The sequence below is a fragment of the Nocardia transvalensis genome (assembly GCF_015477765.1).
Taxonomy (GTDB): domain Bacteria; phylum Actinomycetota; class Actinomycetes; order Mycobacteriales; family Mycobacteriaceae; genus Nocardia; species Nocardia transvalensis_A.
On record NZ_JADLQQ010000015.1, the window covers coordinates 1 to 18490 of the forward strand.

At 66.0% G+C, this 18490-nt stretch carries 19 protein-coding genes; 9 read left to right on the forward strand and 10 right to left on the reverse strand.

Annotated features, from left to right (window positions below; translation table 11 throughout):
* The first annotated feature begins 1024 nt into the window (after positions 1–1024).
* Positions 1025–1810 carry a hypothetical protein gene (locus IU452_RS33745; RefSeq protein WP_195113303.1) on the forward strand — a complete coding sequence of 262 codons (786 nt, stop codon included), beginning with the start codon at positions 1025–1027 and terminating at the stop codon, positions 1808–1810.
* Between the two features lie 216 nt (positions 1811–2026).
* On the opposite strand, the gene IU452_RS33750 is transcribed toward IU452_RS33745, so the two are convergent.
* Positions 2027–2254, reverse strand: a complete 228-nt coding sequence (locus IU452_RS33750; RefSeq protein ID WP_195113304.1) for a hypothetical protein — start codon at positions 2252–2254, stop codon at positions 2027–2029.
* Between the two features lie 150 nt (positions 2255–2404).
* Between IU452_RS33750 and IU452_RS33755 the strand changes: the two genes are divergently transcribed.
* Complete coding sequence (locus tag IU452_RS33755) at positions 2405–3604, forward strand: hypothetical protein (protein ID WP_195113305.1); 1200 nt, start codon at positions 2405–2407, stop codon at positions 3602–3604.
* A gap of 341 nt (positions 3605–3945) precedes the next feature.
* On the opposite strand, the gene IU452_RS33765 is transcribed toward IU452_RS33755, so the two are convergent.
* Entirely contained in the window at positions 3946–4269 is a 324-nt protein-coding gene (locus IU452_RS33765; RefSeq protein WP_195113307.1) for a hypothetical protein, read from the reverse strand.
* A 303-nt stretch (positions 4270–4572) separates the two neighbouring features.
* Here IU452_RS33765 and IU452_RS33770 point away from each other — a divergent pair, with 303 nt between their 5' ends.
* The 4 genes from IU452_RS33770 (at position 4573) to IU452_RS33785 (ending at position 7971) form a co-directional block, all read left to right on the forward strand.
* Entirely contained in the window at positions 4573–6390 is a 1818-nt protein-coding gene (locus IU452_RS33770; RefSeq protein WP_195113308.1) for an ATP-binding protein, read from the forward strand.
* Positions 6387–6734, forward strand: a complete 348-nt coding sequence (locus IU452_RS33775; protein WP_195113309.1) for a hypothetical protein — start codon at positions 6387–6389, stop codon at positions 6732–6734. Before IU452_RS33770 ends, IU452_RS33775 begins: the two co-directional genes overlap by 4 nt.
* Before the next feature lie 218 nt (positions 6735–6952).
* Entirely contained in the window at positions 6953–7348 is a 396-nt protein-coding gene (locus tag IU452_RS33780; protein WP_195113310.1) for a GNAT family N-acetyltransferase, read from the forward strand.
* A gap of 68 nt (positions 7349–7416) precedes the next feature.
* Positions 7417–7971, forward strand: a complete 555-nt coding sequence (locus tag IU452_RS33785) for a hypothetical protein (RefSeq protein WP_195113311.1) — start codon at positions 7417–7419, stop codon at positions 7969–7971.
* 369 nt (positions 7972–8340) lie between these two features.
* Here the strand turns inward: IU452_RS33785 and IU452_RS33790 are convergent, their stop codons facing one another.
* Positions 8341–9222 (reverse strand): hypothetical protein, encoded by an 882-nt coding sequence (locus IU452_RS33790; protein ID WP_195113312.1) that lies wholly within the window; start codon positions 9220–9222, stop codon positions 8341–8343.
* 108 nt (positions 9223–9330) lie between these two features.
* Here IU452_RS33790 and IU452_RS33795 point away from each other — a divergent pair, with 108 nt between their 5' ends.
* Positions 9331–9594 (forward strand): hypothetical protein, encoded by a 264-nt coding sequence (locus IU452_RS33795; protein WP_195113313.1) that lies wholly within the window; start codon positions 9331–9333, stop codon positions 9592–9594.
* 16 nt (positions 9595–9610) lie between these two features.
* Here the strand turns inward: IU452_RS33795 and IU452_RS33800 are convergent, their stop codons facing one another.
* Entirely contained in the window at positions 9611–10150 is a 540-nt protein-coding gene (locus IU452_RS33800; RefSeq protein ID WP_195113314.1) for a hypothetical protein, read from the reverse strand.
* Between the two features lie 136 nt (positions 10151–10286).
* Complete coding sequence (locus IU452_RS33805) at positions 10287–10781, reverse strand: hypothetical protein (RefSeq protein WP_195113315.1); 495 nt, start codon at positions 10779–10781, stop codon at positions 10287–10289.
* A 394-nt stretch (positions 10782–11175) separates the two neighbouring features.
* On the opposite strand from IU452_RS33805, the gene IU452_RS33810 reads away from it, so the two are divergent.
* A complete protein-coding gene (locus IU452_RS33810; protein WP_195113316.1) occupies positions 11176–11754 on the forward strand; it encodes a hypothetical protein in 579 nt (192 codons plus the stop codon).
* 208 nt (positions 11755–11962) lie between these two features.
* A complete protein-coding gene (locus IU452_RS33815; protein WP_195113317.1) occupies positions 11963–12397 on the forward strand; it encodes a GNAT family N-acetyltransferase in 435 nt (144 codons plus the stop codon).
* 5 nt (positions 12398–12402) lie between these two features.
* On the opposite strand, the gene IU452_RS33820 is transcribed toward IU452_RS33815, so the two are convergent.
* From IU452_RS33820 to IU452_RS33840, 5 genes are all read right to left on the reverse strand, one after another.
* Positions 12403–13707 (reverse strand): hypothetical protein, encoded by a 1305-nt coding sequence (locus IU452_RS33820; protein WP_195113318.1) that lies wholly within the window; start codon positions 13705–13707, stop codon positions 12403–12405.
* A gap of 911 nt (positions 13708–14618) precedes the next feature.
* Positions 14619–15299 (reverse strand): hypothetical protein, encoded by a 681-nt coding sequence (locus IU452_RS33825; protein ID WP_195113319.1) that lies wholly within the window; start codon positions 15297–15299, stop codon positions 14619–14621.
* 43 nt (positions 15300–15342) lie between these two features.
* Positions 15343–15705 (reverse strand): hypothetical protein, encoded by a 363-nt coding sequence (locus tag IU452_RS33830; RefSeq protein WP_195113320.1) that lies wholly within the window; start codon positions 15703–15705, stop codon positions 15343–15345.
* 253 nt (positions 15706–15958) lie between these two features.
* Positions 15959–16654: a hypothetical protein gene (locus IU452_RS33835; protein WP_195113321.1), complete on the reverse strand. Its 696-nt coding sequence runs from the start codon at positions 16652–16654 to the stop codon at positions 15959–15961.
* A 163-nt stretch (positions 16655–16817) separates the two neighbouring features.
* Positions 16818–18278 carry a hypothetical protein gene (locus IU452_RS33840; protein ID WP_195113322.1) on the reverse strand — a complete coding sequence of 487 codons (1461 nt, stop codon included), beginning with the start codon at positions 18276–18278 and terminating at the stop codon, positions 16818–16820.
* Positions 18279–18490 lie beyond the last annotated feature (212 nt).

The window sequence follows — 18490 nt, forward strand, 5'->3', positions numbered from 1 at the left end:
CCTGCGGTAAGGTGCTAGGGCGCTGCGCGCCCTAGACCAAGCCGAGCCGCCAAGGCGGCTCGGGGCAAACTCCCGGGGCGCTGCGCGCCCGGGAAAATCCTCTACCGCGCCTTTCAAAAAGCAAAGAGAAGATTGAAGAACCGCCCCTCTCCGAGCTGCGCTCGGAGTTCCTGAAATTCCTACTAGCCACACGCGTTCTCAAACACACTCTGCCTCCGAAGTACCGGCTCGTGGATGACCGAAAATCTCTGCTAAGTCCTTGTAGCACTTGGCTTTTCGATAATACGAGTATAGCTGATGCAACCGCTATCAGCGCAAGTGTAAAGCATGATAATTGCTGCAGATCAGAGTGCGACGATATTTGGTACCAACTTCTCCGGCATCCGATTCTGCCCTAGTGCCCTTACCGATCCTCACATCCTCAATCCTAGCCGATACCCTTTTCCTGGGATCGGCTACGCAACGAAAGTGAGGTATTCGACAACGGGCACTGGACTTCCGCAATAGTTATCAGATCGTAGCGTTTGTGTCTCTTACGCCATCACCGAATCTGTTCGTAGAGCCGAACAGCCTTGCCTTGCAACACAATCCGGTCATGTGGGCCCGAGCCGTCCGCGCGGGGGCTGCGGTGTTCGACACTCCTAACGATAATGCTTCAGGTTGTATGCTGAACATTGTCCACCTTCGCTGGGCCTAACCACCCGGCCGATCCCCACGTCCCCGCAGACCGAGGCCGTCTCGCCAACCCCTGCTCGCCGAGGTACGCACAGTCAGCCTGCCCGGGAATCCCGTCGCGCCGACCGCCCATTACAGCATAATGCGTTGTGCGTTATGCTTAACTTGTCCATTCGACGCTCGGGATTAACCACTTCGCTCGACAGTCCAGGAGCGCCTGCCATGCGTGTCGTCGACAACAGCATGCCGACGATCGGATGGCACCCAGGTCCGGCCTAATCCCTATCCTTGAGAAACTCGCTACCCGTACCAGATCTCTTTCAGCAACGCACAAGACGAGGGGCATCCGATGAGCACGAGCAACGTCGTTCTGGAGGATTTCCGCGCTCTGCTCCGGTCGTCCGCCGCCGCGTTGCGTACCACGGGATATCTCACCGCGCCCGAGGACTGGTACAGCGAGGACATCACCCGCTCCGAGGCACTCGGCGAGGTGCTCACCACCTGCCAGATACATCCCGGCGACGGTGCGGTCGTCCTTGCTGTCATGCGGTCCTGGGGCATCGATGCCGCGGCCGACGACATCGAATGGTTCGAGCGAGAACGTAACTGGCTACTCGATCTGCCCGTCGAGCGGCGACCGCAGACCCTCGAGAATTTTGACACCGAGCGCGAACGCCGCGAACGCGCCCACGTTTCATCCATCTCGGCGCGGGCCGACGCAGACGAGGTCGAGAGCTTCCACATCGACGAGATCCGGCTCGAATACACCTTCGGACCCCAGTGGCGAGAAATCGTTGCCCTGGTTCGCATCCTCGGGCCCGCACCAGAGCAGCAGATAGACCGCTACCTCACGCTGTCCACACGACGAACCAGCCAGGACAGTCCGATCGAGCACGCACGGCAGGCCGTTGAAGCCAAGGTCGTCAGCTCGACCGAGCGCCGCGAGCAATCAATAGCCACTCGGCAGGTGCTCCGCTCGCTCGCCGATATCGGTAGTACAGCAGACGATCCCGTGAACGCACTGATCGTTCGCGATCTGATCGACGAGCAGAGTTTCACTACCGCCGACTACAACGCGCTGACAACGACCTGGAGAGAGGTCTTCGGCTGCCCGTCACGTGCGCCGGCCGGTTAGCGACGACTTCCAAGCATGTGACTTCCAACCTCGGTGACCTGCAGTTCATCACCGCCAACGGCCGCGTCAGCGATGACCCGGCCCTGAAGATCTAATGCGCGGCCTGGTCAACGACCACGAAGTTCGGTGATGCAGTTCCGCGTCCCGTCGGCAACGGAGCAATCCGGTCCATCGCAGGGCATCCGCTGTACCCGAGTAGCCGGGCCAGGCAGAAGGTCACCTACACGACGGCACGACCACGCGCGGATCGGTGGCAGCAGCCCGGCCCCGCTGCTTGGCGAGCCAGCGGTCATACGCGACGCGTGTCATCACCACCGGCTCCCTGCCGCAAGATCGCACCTTCACCGCGCCTCCCGAAGAATGCTTCCACGCAGCTCCATTGCGGCCACCGAACCAATGAACAGCCAGGCCATCCTCGGCGCACACGAACTTGCTCTTACTCATCAATTCCACCTTTCCCTCTCATCTATATAGGTCAGGTGGGAAGGCCGAAAATTGCGCCGAGCCGCCTAAGTTTATTCAATGTCCGGCATCCGATTGTCGGTGAGGCCGGATACAGTCAGCCATCTCCCCCATCAATCTGGAGGCCAGCAAGTGCCCACCCCGACCGATCCGGCAGCCATGCCGTGGAAGGCACCGGAGCCGCACGAGCTGCCGGAGTGGCGCATGCGGCTCTGCGAGTACACAGTCAGCGAGGAATCCATGCGCTCGCTCGCCGGAGCCATCAACGCCGGACATGCCTCCGTGTTCCCCACCGCGCCCGGCGTGGACGCCTCACCCGGCGCGGTCGCCTCGATGCTGCTGGCTCATTCGGAGGAACGCCGTCTAAGGGAAGCTCACCTGTACTACGCCACCGCCGATATGACCTCCCTCGCGCTGGCCGCTGCTTCCACCCCGCCCACCGAGCCGATCAAACCCACGCGGCTGCCGAGCCCGTACGGGTTCATGGTGTTCGCCGAACCGATCGGTGGCTACACCCAGAACGCCGCCGACGCCCTGGGCCCCATGGCACGAGAAGATGTGCCCGCCGCCACCCTCACCACACCCATCGTCGCGGTCAGCTGGGGCGAGTGGGCACCCGACGACGTCACCATCGCCGACGGCCCCACGGTGCGCTGGTTCAACCAACGCCACCACGACCAGCTGACACCGATCCCCCAGCACTTCGACGGAGTGTGGCTCACCTTCTACTCCCCGGTCGGCAGCGCCTTCGACGCGCTGGCACCGGATACCATCGTCGGCACCGCACCCGACGGCACCCCGATGACCGCGGGCGACATCCGGTCCTACTCGCGCCCCACCCCGTTGACCTGGGACAACGAGACGGCTCTGGCATTCGGCGTGCCGTTCGGTGAGCCGGAACCTGACACCACCAAGGAATGGGCCCAAGTGGTCTACACCGCCTGGCAGCTGATGAGCCCCGGAAAAACCCAGCTCACCGAGACCGAGAACATCCCCCGCAACCGCGCCGGCCGCAAGCGCGACCACCGCGCCGGCATCACCGGGCCCTCCGACGTCCGAATCGTCAACGTCCACACCGCCCACCGCCCCAGCCGAGCCGCCACCGAAGCCGACGCCACCTCCTCCACCGGCCGCCGCGCCCCACAATGGACCTGCCGCTGGCCCGTGCGCCCCTACCGGCGCAACACCTGCCTCAACCCCCGCGCCCACAGCGACAACGGATGCGAACACGAAGACCGCATCGTCCCTCCCCACATCAAGGGACCCGCAGACAAGCCGCTCAAACTCGGCGAAACCGTCCACCTCTGGGACCACCAACCAGACGACAACTGACCGCTGCGCGCCCCGAGCGACGAACGCTACCTGGCGACGCTCCCTGTCCAGCTGGCGTGACCGGGCATGATGCTTGCCGGCACTTGCTGGGCGCGGGCTCTAGTCTGGAAAAGGCTCTCCTACGTGTTCTGCGTGCGCTCGCAACAAGCACGAGCTGGTGAACGCATCCCGCCTCAACCCCGGCCTCGCCGCCGAATACGTGACGGTCGAAGACCAAGTGGGCCATTCCCTTTCAAAAAGGACACTCAGCATGCGCCGCATAGTCGAAGAGGCCACGACGCCGGAGGCGACCCCGATCAGCTTCGACGCCCCGGATCACTTGAACGCCTAGGTAAGCATCTTCAGCGGCTGCGGCGCCGGCTGCGACTCTGGTTGCGGGCCTTTTGCTCGCGCGGAGCACGCAACCTCTCGGCCATCCGCTGCTCACGCTTGTGCCCAGCACGCTCCCACCAGATGGCGGCTTCAGCGCGTTCCCCGCGATAACGGAGACGAACCGCAAGGTTGTGCATGGCATTCTGGCTGCCGGCTTCGGCGGCACGCCGATACCAGTCCATGGCGCCCTCGTAGTCACGGCTTTTGTCCAGCTTGACGGCATAGGCGAACATGACCTCGGGATCGGTGCTCCCGGTCTCGGGTTGCCGCTGGGAAGAGTTCGCGGACGTCATTGCGGCACCTCGGGTTTCGAACGGGGTGGGGCGGGATGGTTGGACCCGCCTTAATGGACAACTATCAGCATAATGCTTCACCGGGCGATCCGTTGTGTCTTCGGCCGACACCCGGCGTGGCGCGCCCTGGAGAGGCCGCCGGTAGCGCTATCGTTACCGAGGCCGGAACTGGAGTTGGAATTTGGACCCGCAGCGCCGCCCGCTCATGTCGGCGGCTGAGGTTGAGCGAATTCCCTAACGGTCTCCCGATCAGCACTACGCTTGTCCCTGTTGAGTTTCCGTGTACAGGCGAGGGGGGCTTCAGTGGCCGAGGAGGCCGAGCCGCGCGGTGGGACCGAGGCGGCCCGGATACACATCTACGGGTCTGCCCGCATGGAATTCGCGCGCAGTTTGTCCCAGCTGTTCGCCGCCGCCGGGAACCCTCCGATCAGCACGGTATGGCCGACCACGGCCATCGGCCGACTGCACACGTCGAAATCCGGGCGGAGCCCGGTACGTCACTGGTTGTCGGGCAGCGTCCTGCCGGACAGCTTCACCCCGCTGCGGCGTGTCCTGGAAGTCCTGATCTATCTCGTCCGGACCCGCGACCAGGAGCCATCAATCCGGCCCGAACTCCTCGATCTCGTGGCCTGGAAGCGGCTGTGGCTCAATGCGATCCAAGACGAAGAACTCACCAATGCCGCCTACCGGGCCAGCGCCGACGAGGACGTACCACCACCCCCGTACCCCGGCATAGCCGCCTTCAATGAGAACAACGCCGACCTCTTCTTCGGCCGCGAGCAGGACACCGGCGCCCTGACCGCCTACATCCAAGCGGTCGCCATGGACATCACCCGGCCGAGCTTGCTCATCCTGGTCGGCGCCGCCGGAGTGGGCAAGACCTCGCTCCTCTCCGCCGGCGTCGTGCCCGCCCTCGCATCATCCCGGCACTGGAGCACGCAGCTGACCACTCCCGGCCCAGAGCGCGATCCGCTCCACGCTCTGACCGACGCCGCGATGCACCTCGAGTTGGACCAGCAGTGCGAGCAACGCCTCCTGATCGTCGACCAATTCGAAGAGCTCTTCACCCACGACGAACGGACACGAGGGGAATACCTCGCCCACATCGAAAGCCTGACCGCCGAAGCCCGCGACAATCCGACCGTCGTGCTCCTGTCTGTCCGTGCCGACTATTACCGGCATTGCCTCGACCACCCCGTTCTGGCGCGGCCCGCGCGCCACTCCCTCTACAAGCTGGAGCCGGTGACCGAGGAAGCGCTGCCCCGGATCATCACCCAGCCCGCGGCCGCCCGCGGCACACCGATCGAAGCCGACCTCCCCGCGCTGGTGATCAACGACCTTCTCGGCACGCCGCCCGTCCGCACCCCACCCGACGCCGGCACCCTCACGCTGCTCTCGCAGACCATGCGTCAGACCTACATCCGCGGGCCCCGCAAGCTGACTACCTCGGCATACTCCCGCAGCGGCGGCGTCACCTCCACCTCCGTCTCGATCGCTGCCGACGCCTGGTCTCGACTGACCGCCGCCGAACAACAGATCGGTAAGGCCCTCCTGCTGGCGCTCACCGCATTCGACGACGACGGCCACCTCGTCCGGCGCCGCCTGCCCCGCGACGAGCTACTGCAGCACATCGACAACCCCGACCAGGCAACCGCCGCGCTCGACAACCTGATCCGGCATCACCTTCTCACCGAAGACCTCGACGCCGTCTACCTGACCATTCCCACCCCCTCCGCCTGGCTGCCGATGCTCACCTGGCGCACCGAATTCGCCTGGGCCACCGACCACTACCGCCTCCCCCGGCAGACGCTACCCCCGAAAGCGAACGCCGCCACCGACGTTCCTGCCGCTGTCGCCGAACCCGTTGCCAACCAAACGGAAACAGCAGCCGCCCGCCCTGTCGTAGCGCACCAGACCAGGTCAGGGAAAAGCTTCTCGGCGCTCCGGGCCTTCACCGGCGGCGTCGCGGCCACGTTCACTTTCGGGCTCTCCGTGCCCAGCCGCCGACGGCGCCACCGCCGCGGTTGGGCCCACATCGAAGCCGAACTACGCAACTTCTACACCCGTCTCGGTCCCCCGGACCAGCCCGACAATCACCCGACCGCAGGAACACCGACGTGACCGACAGCAACGACGATCCGGCTCCCAGCACGATCGTGAGCCGCTGGGCAGACCTACCTACCCCCGACCATGCCGCTGAATGGGAAAAGGTCAAAGTCGGCACAATCGACCGCATCCTGGACTCCATCGAAGCCGACAAGAGCCATGATCGGCAGATGGACTGGGTCGATGCGATCATCCGCGTCGTCGGTGCCTTCTCCGGAATCGGCACCGTCGCGATCCTCGCCTGGATCTCGAAGTACTGCGTCGACGCTGGCGCCGCCACCGCTGGCGCCGGCATCTTCGGCGCGGGTGCCGCCAGCATCGTCACCGCCTTCATCACCAACGCACGCAAACAGAAGTAGCGGAAGCAGGACCGCCTCCCTTTGGCGACACAGCGGTGTCGGTCGCTCAGGTGAGAATCCAGTGGTGCCCAGCGACATCGTGTCGACCGAATTCGTGCCCGAGGCCCACCAACACATCGTCGAGGTCCTGGTTCGACCACCCCTCGGCGAGCCGGTGGTTCCCCTGGTATCGGGGCGCGGCAACCGCACAAGGCCAGCGCCGCAGCGGGGACGCGCGAGTGGCACGCTCGCACCGCTGGATCGTGCTCGATGCGCCGACGGGCCGACCGGTGGCGTTCATCGCCGCTGACGTCCAGGGACCGGAGGCTCCCGGAACACGCGAAGCACTGCCCCCGTACTCTGCTGGGCTCGTCTGCGTCGTGGATCCGGACCGCCACGGGCAGGGCATCGGACCGACAGGCCCGACCGCGGTCATGTCAGCCCCCGAGCTGGGCGATGTCGCCGAATTCCGGGTCGCCATCGAGGACGCGAACAGCGCCAGCTGGAAAGCCGTTGAGCGACTGGGCTTCACACACCACGAAACCGTCACGCAGGACGGCAAGACCGTGCGCGACTACCGAAAAGGTGGCCCCGCTGCCAACACCGAGTCCAGGCCGCCGGACTGTCCGAATTAGACTGCGGGACTTCGCTTCTACCGGAGAATGGTTCTCGAAAAGTCCGAGGAACGAGGACGAGGAGTACGGTGACAGCAGCGCTGATAGCCGCAGTGGCCGCGACAGCGGGCATCATCCTCGGCCGGCTCTGGGATGCACGTTCCGAGACCGCCCGCTGGCGACGGGATCAGAAGACCGCAAGCTACCAGCGCCTGGCCGAGGCCTACCGCCGGACCCTGGAAGGGATCCGAACGGTCGCGCTGACCGACCCGGCCGACGAGCGCTTCATCGACCTCGTCCAGCAGGTCCGGGCAGACAGCACCTGGGACGACGCCTACACAGCGGTATGGCTGCACGGATCACCCCCAGTCGTCCAGGCCGCAGCCGCCCTCGACCACGCCGAAACCAAACTGTTCTACGACGCGCAGGAACACCGACACCGCGTCGAGGACTGGTACCGAATCAGGATTCCCGCGCACCAGGCATTCGAGCACTTCCTCGAGGCGGCCCGCGAAGAACTCAAGCTCCAGCCCGTCGCCGCGACATTCTTCCCGGCCATCGGCCGCCAGACGCCGCCGAGCCCAGTCAGCACGCCTCCGGCCGAAGAACCCGAACAGAAACGCTCCGGCACACCAACGTCGTAAAACACCGAAGCTAAGCCGACCCTCCGCGGATCCAACTTCGAAAAAGCGCTCCGAACCCCGGCAGCACGCCCCGCGACGGTACAGGCCATGATGGTTGTGTCGGCCATCCCCGCGGCAGCCGCGGCGTCACCGACCAGGTCGAGGCCAAGGGGTTCACGAGCGGGCGATCACCCACGAGCAGACGCGCCCACTGCTGCTCGTCGAACAGAACCTCGGCCGAAAGACCTGTCGCGGCCTGCAACGCACCGGGATACACCCGCTCATAGGCAGCATTCACCGCCACGGCCGCGGCAGGCGCCAGCAGCATCCACTCTCCGACCATCCGTGTCGGAGTCCACTCGGCCAGCCAGGCCAGTTCCGGATTCCCGGCTACCTCGAGCAGCCCACGCTCGCGCAGCCCGGCCCACAACGACGCGAACCGGCCGAACCCTCGCCGAACACGCCGCCCTCTGGACGATCGGGATGATCGGCCAACGACAACGGCCGCGGCAACGCACACGTCTTCACCACCGCCAGCAGCGGCAGCCCGAAAATCCGGGCCAGATGCGTGCGATGCGTTCCGTCCGACCGCAACTCATACACCGGCCCAGCAGGGCCTTCCACACGCACCAACTGCACCGGCTGGCGCAACCGGCCAATCACGAAGTCGTCGATCCACGCCTCCAAGCCCTGCGCGGAATCGGCTTCCTTCAACGACGTGCAGAAGCCCGCCAAGGAGCGCCTATCCGCACCCATGCGCGCGAAGGTACCCCACACCCGATCAGGCGTCGACAGCACCGCCCGCGTGTCCACCCACTCCAAGCACTCCGACACCGCCTCGTAGGCCCGGCTGTCCCGGCAACGCACCGCACCAGGTCGATGGAACACCGAAACCGCATCGACCTGGGGCGCGGTCACGTTCACCGACTCGGCCTCAGCAGCCAGCCAACCGGACAGCGCCTCCGGATCAGCTGGAATCCGAGACCGTAACTGCGACAACGCGTCTCGCAATACCGCACGTTGCGGTGCATCCGCCCCGGCCCGGACACGCCTATCCCAAGCCTCGGACCCGTCATCGAGCCGGGTGGCATAGACGCGATCAGGCTCCTCGACCACCGCCGACGATACGGCCGGGCCGTCCATCTCGGACGCACGGACGCCATAGCGGCCAAGGATGACCCGCATCTCCTCCGCCGTCGGTGACCACCCCCGAACGAACCGGCCATCATCCAACGACGCCTCGAATACACCCTGCTCATCACGTGTGATCATCACCGGACCATCACCCCTGCAACCGAATACGGGTCACCTGCCGGGCTCGAGTATCGCTCGCACCCCCGACACAAAACATTCGGCAAGCCCCGCCCTAGGGTGCGGGGCATGACCAATGACCACACCGACGCGACCGCCGATCTCGACGGCCTGCGGGCGCTGGCGGAATCGGCATGCCGCGATCTGACCGAGGCGGACAAGGAGCTGGGCATGAGCTTCAGCGCCGCGCGCATGGCGCTGGAGGACTACGCCGACATCGACGGAGCCCGCAACCACCTGCAGCAGGTGCACGCCGCCGCCACCGAAGCACTCGAACTGCTCGACCGACTCGATCGCAGGAACAGCGAAGCAGTTCAGGGTCTACGACTGTGAGGAGCGTGTTCTCGCATCACCGCTCGGATTCGGGCTTGGTCATGAAGTCCTCGTAGAACAGGTCGACGTAGACGGCACACAGGCGGCGCAGCAGCGACGCCGTCTCCAGCCCGCCGTGAGCCAACAGGGCGAGGAACACGCCCGAGGCGAGGGCGCCCGGCTGTCCGCCAGCAAGCCACGGCCAGGTCATCATCGCGCCGAGGACGACCCCCATGGCGAGCAGCAGGACCGAGATTTTTAGCGCGGACGCCGCGGTCGCCGACACCAATTCCTTGATCCACACGCGGGAGGAGTAGCTGCCACTGTCCTGAATGTGGAGGCGCAGCTGAATCAGGGCCAGGACAACGCCGATCATCGCGACTGCGAGCAGCACCACTGCGGGCAGTAGTTGGCCCGGGTCGCTCAATCTCCGCCGCAGCGTACTGACGAGAACCAGCACGGCCGCGGGCACTCCATACAGCAGCCCTCGCTCGAACCACGTCAGACTCATCCCCTCCGGGCTCCGCATGCGGGCGTTGTAGGTGAAGATGGGCCGCAGGCTGTATCGACGAAACATGAGTGCTCCATTCAGGGCTCACGGGTGGCGAATCCCGCTGGCTCATCGCCAATCCACCCGACTAGCGCGCCGACAATCGCGAGAACGACTCCAAGAGTCGTCAACACCCGCAACAAGCTCAGATTCACGTGGGTCATCACGCCAGCTTCCTGTTCGCGAGGTCGGCGTCTGCCGACACCCGGCCAGGCGCCGGGCGAGCAGGCACGGTGACACCGAGCAGTGCTTCCAGTATCCGGTCGAGGGCCTCGGGCACCGCGGCGGCGAGGGTGTGGGCAGTCTGGCCGGAGGATGCGATATGGGTCGTGATCTCCCCTGCCTTGAGCTGCAGAAAGTACCGAAGTCCGTCGCGGTCGACCGCTGTTAGCAGACGGACCTCGATGCGATCGGCGCCCATGCGGATCCGGTCTGCCTCGGCGGCAGCAATCATCGGATCGCGCTGCGCCTCGACCTCGTGCACAGAAGGCTGAACCCCCGAGGCCTCCTCCGAGTAGAACGCGACGCCGACGAGGGCGGGCGGCACCTCTCCCCGAATCTGGTCGGGGCAATGAGTCAACGCGAATGCGATCAGGTCAAGAATCTTTGTGGACGGCCCGGCGGCGAACAAGCCATCGGGAAACGGGAACGGATGCAAGCGTAGGGCCTCACCCTCGGCTGCTATCCAATACAACCGCTTTGGTTCATCCCCGGTTCGGGCCGCGAGGTTCTCCTCCAGACGGGCGAGGAGGGCGTCACTACGTGCTCCCATGAAAGGGCTCCTTGCACAACAGGCGGAGTGGTCAGCTCCGCTATGTGTGATTAACACAGTTCACGATAATGCATTGCACATTGTGGCACAAGAAGGCGTGGCATCGGGTTCCTGCGGTATGGGTTCTGCATCCGCTTCGGTCGGCACAATCGCGGCGTCCCTGTGCGGACACCCGTGCGTCTGCCCATGGCTGAGGCGCGCAGATGCCGACGGACAGTCCTATTTCCCGCAACCAGCGAACTCCCCGAAAACCTTGGTGGCCTGGCAGTAGGTTTGGCAGATGGACGACTTCTTCGGTCGCGACGAAGACGGCCTGGCCGAGCTGGTGAACGAGTTGTTCGCGATCCACTACCGGATCGGATCCATCCTGCTCGCCAACGCCAGCGACTGGCTACGCGCCGCCAACAACGCTGTCCTCCAACACGACTGGGCCCGCACCGCCCCGCAATTCCGCGCCGCCCTGCTACTCGCCTTCTCTTGGAGCAGTCGCGTCGCCACCATCGCGGCCGCGGACACCGCCGCCGGGCTGTACGCCAACGACCTCCACCGTCACGCATGCGAATTCACCGGTGGTCCGAATGAATTCCACGGCATGAAGTTCCCTCTATTGCCCTATCCCGGGCCCGCCGGCATTCTTGCCTCCTCGCTCGCCTTCGACCGCGACGACCTCAACATCAGCCTGGAAACCGCGCTCATCCTCGCCGCAGCCAACGGCCCCTCTATCCACGACGGCGGACAGCCCGTACCCGGTGCCCTGCACATCCCTACCGGACCGCACCCCACCGATCCGCACGCTCCCAGAACCCTCGTCTGGCACTTCCCTACCGCGCAACAAGATTCTCGTGGCCGCAGTCACTAATTGATCGGGCGACACCTGCTGTGCGACCGGCCGCCGCTCTATCGGGGCAGGGGCGCACGACGTGTCGGCCGATCAGGGACGCTACCGTCGCGACCACGCCTTCGGGCTCGGCGAGGTGAGACAGATTCAGCTCGCCGACGGGGTCGCTGAGTGCGTTCTTCGGTCTCGCGTTCACATATCCGAAACGGGACCTGATACATCTGGTCATGTGACCATCACCGTTCGGGACGCGCAATGCGGCGGCACCCCGGCGGCCGGTAGCAGTTATCGGCGCCTCTTGGCCAAGCTCGACGAGCACTACCTGCGGGACGGGGCATTTCTGACCGATCGCTGGCTGCGGACCACCTCGGCCGACGGCTGGGTTCGTTTGATCGCGCGCCAGGATGCCGAGTTCGTCGGCTTCCTGGCGGGCCTGCCCCGCACCGGTCACATCTCGATCCTTGGTGCCATCACCCCGGGTCGCGGCGTCGGTGCCGCGCTGCTCGGTGCCTTCGCTGATCGAGCCAGCCAGAGCGGCGCGACGAGACTGACCGTAGCCATTGATAGCAAACCGGCCAATCGATGGAAACGGCGGCGCTTCTTCGAGAGGCAAGGATTCGTCAGCGCAGGCAGCGCCGTCCATTTCACCAAGTCGCTCCCCTGATCCTCCTATCCGTCTGGGTGCACAGAGCGGCCGATGAGCGTCGCGACCGCCGCGGCCACGGCGGCGGGTTCGGCGAGATAGGGCAGATTCAGCTCGCCGACGTGGTCGCCGAGTGCGTGCGGGCGGCTGTAGGTCACGTAGTACCAACCCTGCCCGCTGAAATCGTCCGCGTGGGTGGGGTTGTCGGTTTCCTGGGTCCGCCAGGTCACCGTCAGGCCGTGCGCCGTCTGCCAGTTGTCCAGGGGCCCGTCGGCGTAGGCGGCCGGATCCAGGACGAAACAGGCGTCCCAATCCTCATCACGCCACCAGTCCTCGATTCCGATGCCGGCCCGTTCGAACGCGGCGGCTACCTCCTCGAAGTACTTGTCGCAGGGAAAGCCGTCTTGGCGCTGCCACGCGTTCAGCCGGTCCGACGCCGGTGGGGCAGCCATGATCCGGCCGTGGCCCGAGGACAACCCTTCGGAGCGGTAGTCGGAAGGACCACCGAACTCGCCGCGGTGCACACCATCCAGGAACGCGAGGAACCCCCTCTGGTCCGGGTGGCAGCTTCCGGCGGCCGCGTTGGTGGCGTGACAGACCATGTAGTCCTGCTTGCTGTTTCGGACAATCCTCAGTGGTGTATCGGTCGGCGTACCACGCCGCGCGCCCCGTTGGTACTCGTCGAACTCGTCCTCGGTCAGTGTCACCGCGGTCATCTCGCCGGACAGGTCCGCGCAGCGCAGTTGCACCAGCCCGCCGCCACGGGCTACCTGCACATGTCGGCCCTTCGGTTTCCGCGCGCTGCGGCTGGCAGTCCGGAACGCGGTTTCCGGGAAGTGCTTCTGGTGCGCCCCTTGGGAATCCGAGGCCGCGATGCGGTCGAGCGCCGACGCGAGCCCGGTCCGCGCCAGGTCGCCGAACCGCCGGCGCTCTTCGAGGTTGACCGCCCCGACATCGGCCAGAAATTGCAGCAGCAGCGCCCAGCCGGCCCACATCTGGGCGGCGGCGGCCACTCGTCGCCAGGTGCCGCCGCTATATCTTGCTCGCGTACTGGCGTTTTCGAACCTAGCCGCCTCCTCGTGCGCGGACCCCCGTGCCCGGTCGAGGTCGCGGGCCAGCCACTGCACGAACGATGCCATTAAGACGGCACGCTGGTGCCGGGGCCCGGGCTCAGCCAGCTCCCTCAGAGTTGCGAAGTCGATCGGCGAATCCAGGCTAATCGTGAACGCCAGTCCGCTGGCCGGATCCCAATGGGGAATACCGAGATCGGTCGTGATCACGCAGGTCGTTCCGAACGCACCCTCCGGTGCGGTTCCGGCGTTCCAGCCCATGGCGGCACCGCCGGTTGCGGGTGGCTGCGAATGCGCGGCCGCGCGGACCAGATCCTGCAGTTCATCAGGCGACCGCAGGTCGTCGACCCATACGAGCGCATCCTGGGCCTGGCGGAATACGTGATTCCGTAACGCCCGCGTGCTGCCCCCGGGCAGGATCGGCTGGCTTGGTTCCCCCGCCGCTCCAGAAATCCATCACCATGCTTCCGAGCGAGGACTTGCCGACCTGAGGTGGTCCGATAAGCACCAACGGCACCAGATGCGGCCCGAGGACCGCGCGGAATGCCTGACCTGCCAACGGCCCACCGGCCCAGACGGGCACCCGCGTCAACAACGGGGCCACTCCTCCCCAGAGGCAGGCCCGTATCTCCGTGGCGTCCTGGGCGGGCGCGGAAAGGCGATATCGCGCCATGACACCGGAGGCCGGAGCTTCAATAGCGGTGTCGATATTGGTCGCGGTGATGCGGCCGCCGGCGTGCAAGTAGCGCCACATCGACCTGCTTGTAGACGGTTTCGCTACCCGGCCCGTGTGTGCGCTGATCAGGTCGGGCCGCCCTGTGGTCTCGAGCCGGGCGACCATGCCGTCCCAGTAGGCGACACCGGCTCGCTCGGCGCGGCGACGGTTCTTGGCCTTGTTTCGGCGATTGCGCGTCATGGACTCCACCGATCTCTCAGCGACGGCAGCCGCATCTACCGCCTACCGACGTCAGTGGGTTGGCAGACAAACAGGTGCGATTCCTCCGCCCGACGTGGGGCTGAACCTTCGGTGGATACCAAACGTCCGATGATGCGGGCATCGAACGAACTCCACACCCGCGGTGCACCCCGCGGGGCGAGTACTTCGCCGCCGGCGAGTGTACTCACCCGCTCCGACAACTGCCGAAAACCCGCCCTACGGCGGGCTGCCGAAATCATTCATCAGTCGGCGCTGTCGGGATGGTCACCTCGGCTTGGCTTTTATCCGGTGCGAGGTGGGTTTGTTTGCTCAGCAATCCTTCGCGCCACAGGCGGTATCGCCTGATCAGGCGGTGCCGGAAGGTCGAGCGGATCTTCGCCCGGGATGCGGATTTGTCGATGCTCACCCGGATGAACGGTCTCTGGTACTGGTTGAGCAGGCACTTCTCCGGACCGAGCCAGCCCTCGCCGATGATCCGGCCCGGCTGCCCGGTCCCGTGCGGCAACGGTGCGTCCCCGTCGCGGAACCGCAGCTCCTCGCCCGCGTCGGTGACCAGACGAAGCACATGATGGTCGGCAGGCACTTCCCGCCACTCCTCGCCCAGGCCCAGTTCGGCGACCACCCACCGCAGCAACGCGGTATCGACCTGGTCGGCGGATGGACGGTCGGGCTCGGCGCAGCGGGTATGGCTGTCGTCGACAGCCGACCATGCGGCGGGAATCGTTCCGTGGTACGCCGCGTCCAGGAGCGCGCTCACCGTCGTGAGCACCCGATCCAGGGCGCTGCGACGTTCGGTCCGCATCTGCGTCCGGTCATCAGCCTGGATTCCGGTGTCGCTGCCAGCCATGGTGTTGAGCCGGGCCAGACCTCGGCGGAGATCGGCCAGCAGAGCATCCGGGTCGTGAGGGGTGCTCATTCCTGGAGGCATTCGGTCGTCGCGTGGACGTAAGAGGTGTCGCTCATCGCGAATCGCCTCCTCGCTGCGTCTTGGCGCGGCGCTCCGTCATCGTGGTGGCCACGCGCGTCGCCAGCGCTACGGCGTCATCGAAGGGAAGGCAGAACCGGGTGGCCCAGTCCTCGTCGCCCACGCGGTCGGACGCTCGGACAGGCCACGAGGGCTGGCCCTCACGGTCGTAGTCGAACCCGCTGACTGGGTTCGTGACACGCCAGAGGTCATGGCCGTGGTAGAGCAGCCGCGCCGTGAAACGGTCCCGCTCGGGATCGTCTTCGTGCAGGTACGACACGTCGTACATCAGCGGACGGATGAACGGTTCCAGCGGCGTGGCGGTATCGGGAACGGGAACGGGGTGCGGTGTGCCCATCATGAGCTCCTTCTGACAACGGGGCGGGGTGGTCGGTCCCGCCCATGTTGGACACTTTTTACGATAATGCATCAAGCATCGTCCTGCAAGAGACGCGCAGATCAACCACACTGGGATGCTGTCCGCTCCTACTCCGTCTCAGCGGTTTCCATGGCACCGACCGCGTCGACAACGGCGTGCACCGACCGCAGCCACCTGCGCGATCAACGCCGTGCGGGCAGCGCGTTCGTCCGGCGTAGCCAGCGAGGGATACTCAGTGAGATGGTCGTCGAGAGCCGAGATGTGGCGTCGCAGATCCGCCAGCGCATCGCTCAGATTTCGGTGCGCCGTCATGCCGTCTGCTCCCCAACGGCGTGTCGTGATCGGCGGCCTCGGGCGACCGCGGTGACGAGGGACCCACGGGACCGATGGTGACGCCCAACCATGCTTGAAGCATCCGGTCCAGCGCGTCCGGGATGGTGCCGTCGGCGCAGACTCCATCGCCCGGGCCATAGGCGATGCTGTCGATATCGTGCCCGCGTAATTGCCTGCACGAGTAGCGGATTCCGCTGCGATCAACCGCGCACAGTATCCGCGCTTCCACGCGATCCGGACGCGCATGTACCCGATGATTACGCATGTCGGCGCTGAGTTGCTGACGCTGTTCGGTCGTGAGACCCAGCGGGTCGGCGACGCTCCAGCCCTCGAAATAGAAGGCCAGCCCGATCAGATCGGCGGGGGCCTCCCGTCGCAGCCGCTCGCTGTTCGTCTCGAACGTCTCGGCCAGCGCCGCAAGCACGGCCGGTGGGCGGGCTACCTGGAAGAAGCCCTCCGAGGTCGGGAAGCGACGCAGCACCGGGTGGCCGCCCTCGAGCAGGACCGCGTACAACTCCGGCGGCTCGTCCCACTCGGCGCGGTCCGACAGATTGCGTTCCAACTCGGCAGTGATGGCGTCGCGGGTTCGTTCCACGATGCTTTCTCCCTACGGACTGAGTGGAGTGGTCAGCCCCACTATCGATCTGACACATTTAACAATAATGCATGAGGCGTCATGCTCGCAATTGTCGATGTCCCGTCCGGTCGAGGGAAATGCGACCGCCGGAGGCGCATCGGGTACGGTGGCCCGCCCACGTTCATGCTTCACCGTCGGCCGCCGACGGCGGAGCGTCGGCCGCAGCCTCCAGGTCGCTGCGACTGAAGCGGGTCCCCGCCGGCCAATCTCGCCGCATCGCCTCCAGCAGGCCGGCGGGCACTTCGCCGAAGGCCTTGACACCGGGGCTGGCGATATCGTCCAGCAGCAGATTGACCAGCTGGGCGAGGGCGTAGGGGCCGGAGCCGTTGTAACCCCAGGACAGTCCCAAATGCGCGCCGCGCGGCGCGAGATAGAGCGCGCCGTTGTCGAGGCGGACCCAGATCGGCTCCTCCAGGATCACCTCGCTAAGCGCGCTCGACGCCGGGATCCGTTGCGCCACCATGGCCCGCAGATTCCCGTCCGCCAATTGCACGACCGGCGCATCGGTGAGCGGATCCACCAAGTACTCCACCACGGTGCCGAGGTCGCTTGTCGCCAGCGCGTACGTCGCCGACAGTCGCGTAGCCGGCCGTAATCGCTCCCGCCACTCCGCGCCACACGAAGTGGCGGGGTCGACCGTCACGAACACAGAAGCCGGCAGATCGATTGCGCCGTCCCAGGCCCGAATCTGGCAGATCACCTCCCACGCGAGCGAATCCTCGCGGTCCAGGATCTCGAGCAGGCCTGCGCGCCGAGTTTGCTCGTCCAGCGCCGCCGGTTCGGGGACCGGCATCGGTACCGCCGCGAACGTCACCCGATCCTGCAGACCATCCTCGACGATGTTCTTCACTTCACGCAGCGCGCCCGCGGCAGCGGCGTATTCGCCCTGCCGCACGATGTTGTACAGCACACGGGCCGCGGCGGAATCCGGCGGTAGCATCGCCGCCAACCGCAGCAGCGCCAAAGATTGCAGGGAGGGCACCGCGGCCACCATCGTCGGCGCAGCGCCCGGGCGCCAGCGCCGCATCACCTCGGGCGTCCGAAGATTGAACGGCCAATACGGTGCCGCGCTGCCCAATACCGCGGCCAGGTCCACCCACCAATTGCCCTCCTCGGACCGATCCACGTCGGTCTCGTCGCCCACCGAAAGCGACGGGCCATACCCGCCCACCTGAATCACCCGCGGCACCGGCGGCACCAACGCCAGCGCCTCCCTCACGGCCCCCTGCACCTGGTAGGGGAAGATATCCGGCGGCAGCGGCCACACCACCCGCAACGGCACACCCTCGATCCGCCAATCCTGCACCACCGCGTACGAAACCTCGCGCACCCCTAGATATTCCGGGCGCGTGCAGGGTGCCCAGTATCGCAGGTCCGCCCCCGCCGCCACGAACGGATGATGCCGCGCCATCCAGGACCAGACCGCATATGCGTCCCAGCTGCGCACGTCCTCGGCCGGCAGCGGCGCCACGAACCGGCCCGCATCCACCTCCGCCTGCAACCACTGCTCATCCACCTCGAACACCGCCGCCAGACCCCGCAGATCCAGCGATTCAGGCTGTTTCCAGTCGAACCATCCCACCCCAACACCTCTCAGCGCTGAATTGCCGTGCGGCTCAACGCCGCACCCCTGTCCTCACACCATCGCAGATCGCACCGACATCATCCCGGAAGACGCCAGGGGTGACCCGTGCCCCATGGACATCTATATGGTCCCAACCCGCACCATCCTTTGTGCGGTGACCTCCGCCGTTGCCCACGTGGGCGGGGCGGCACCGACGCGCGCGCCAGCTC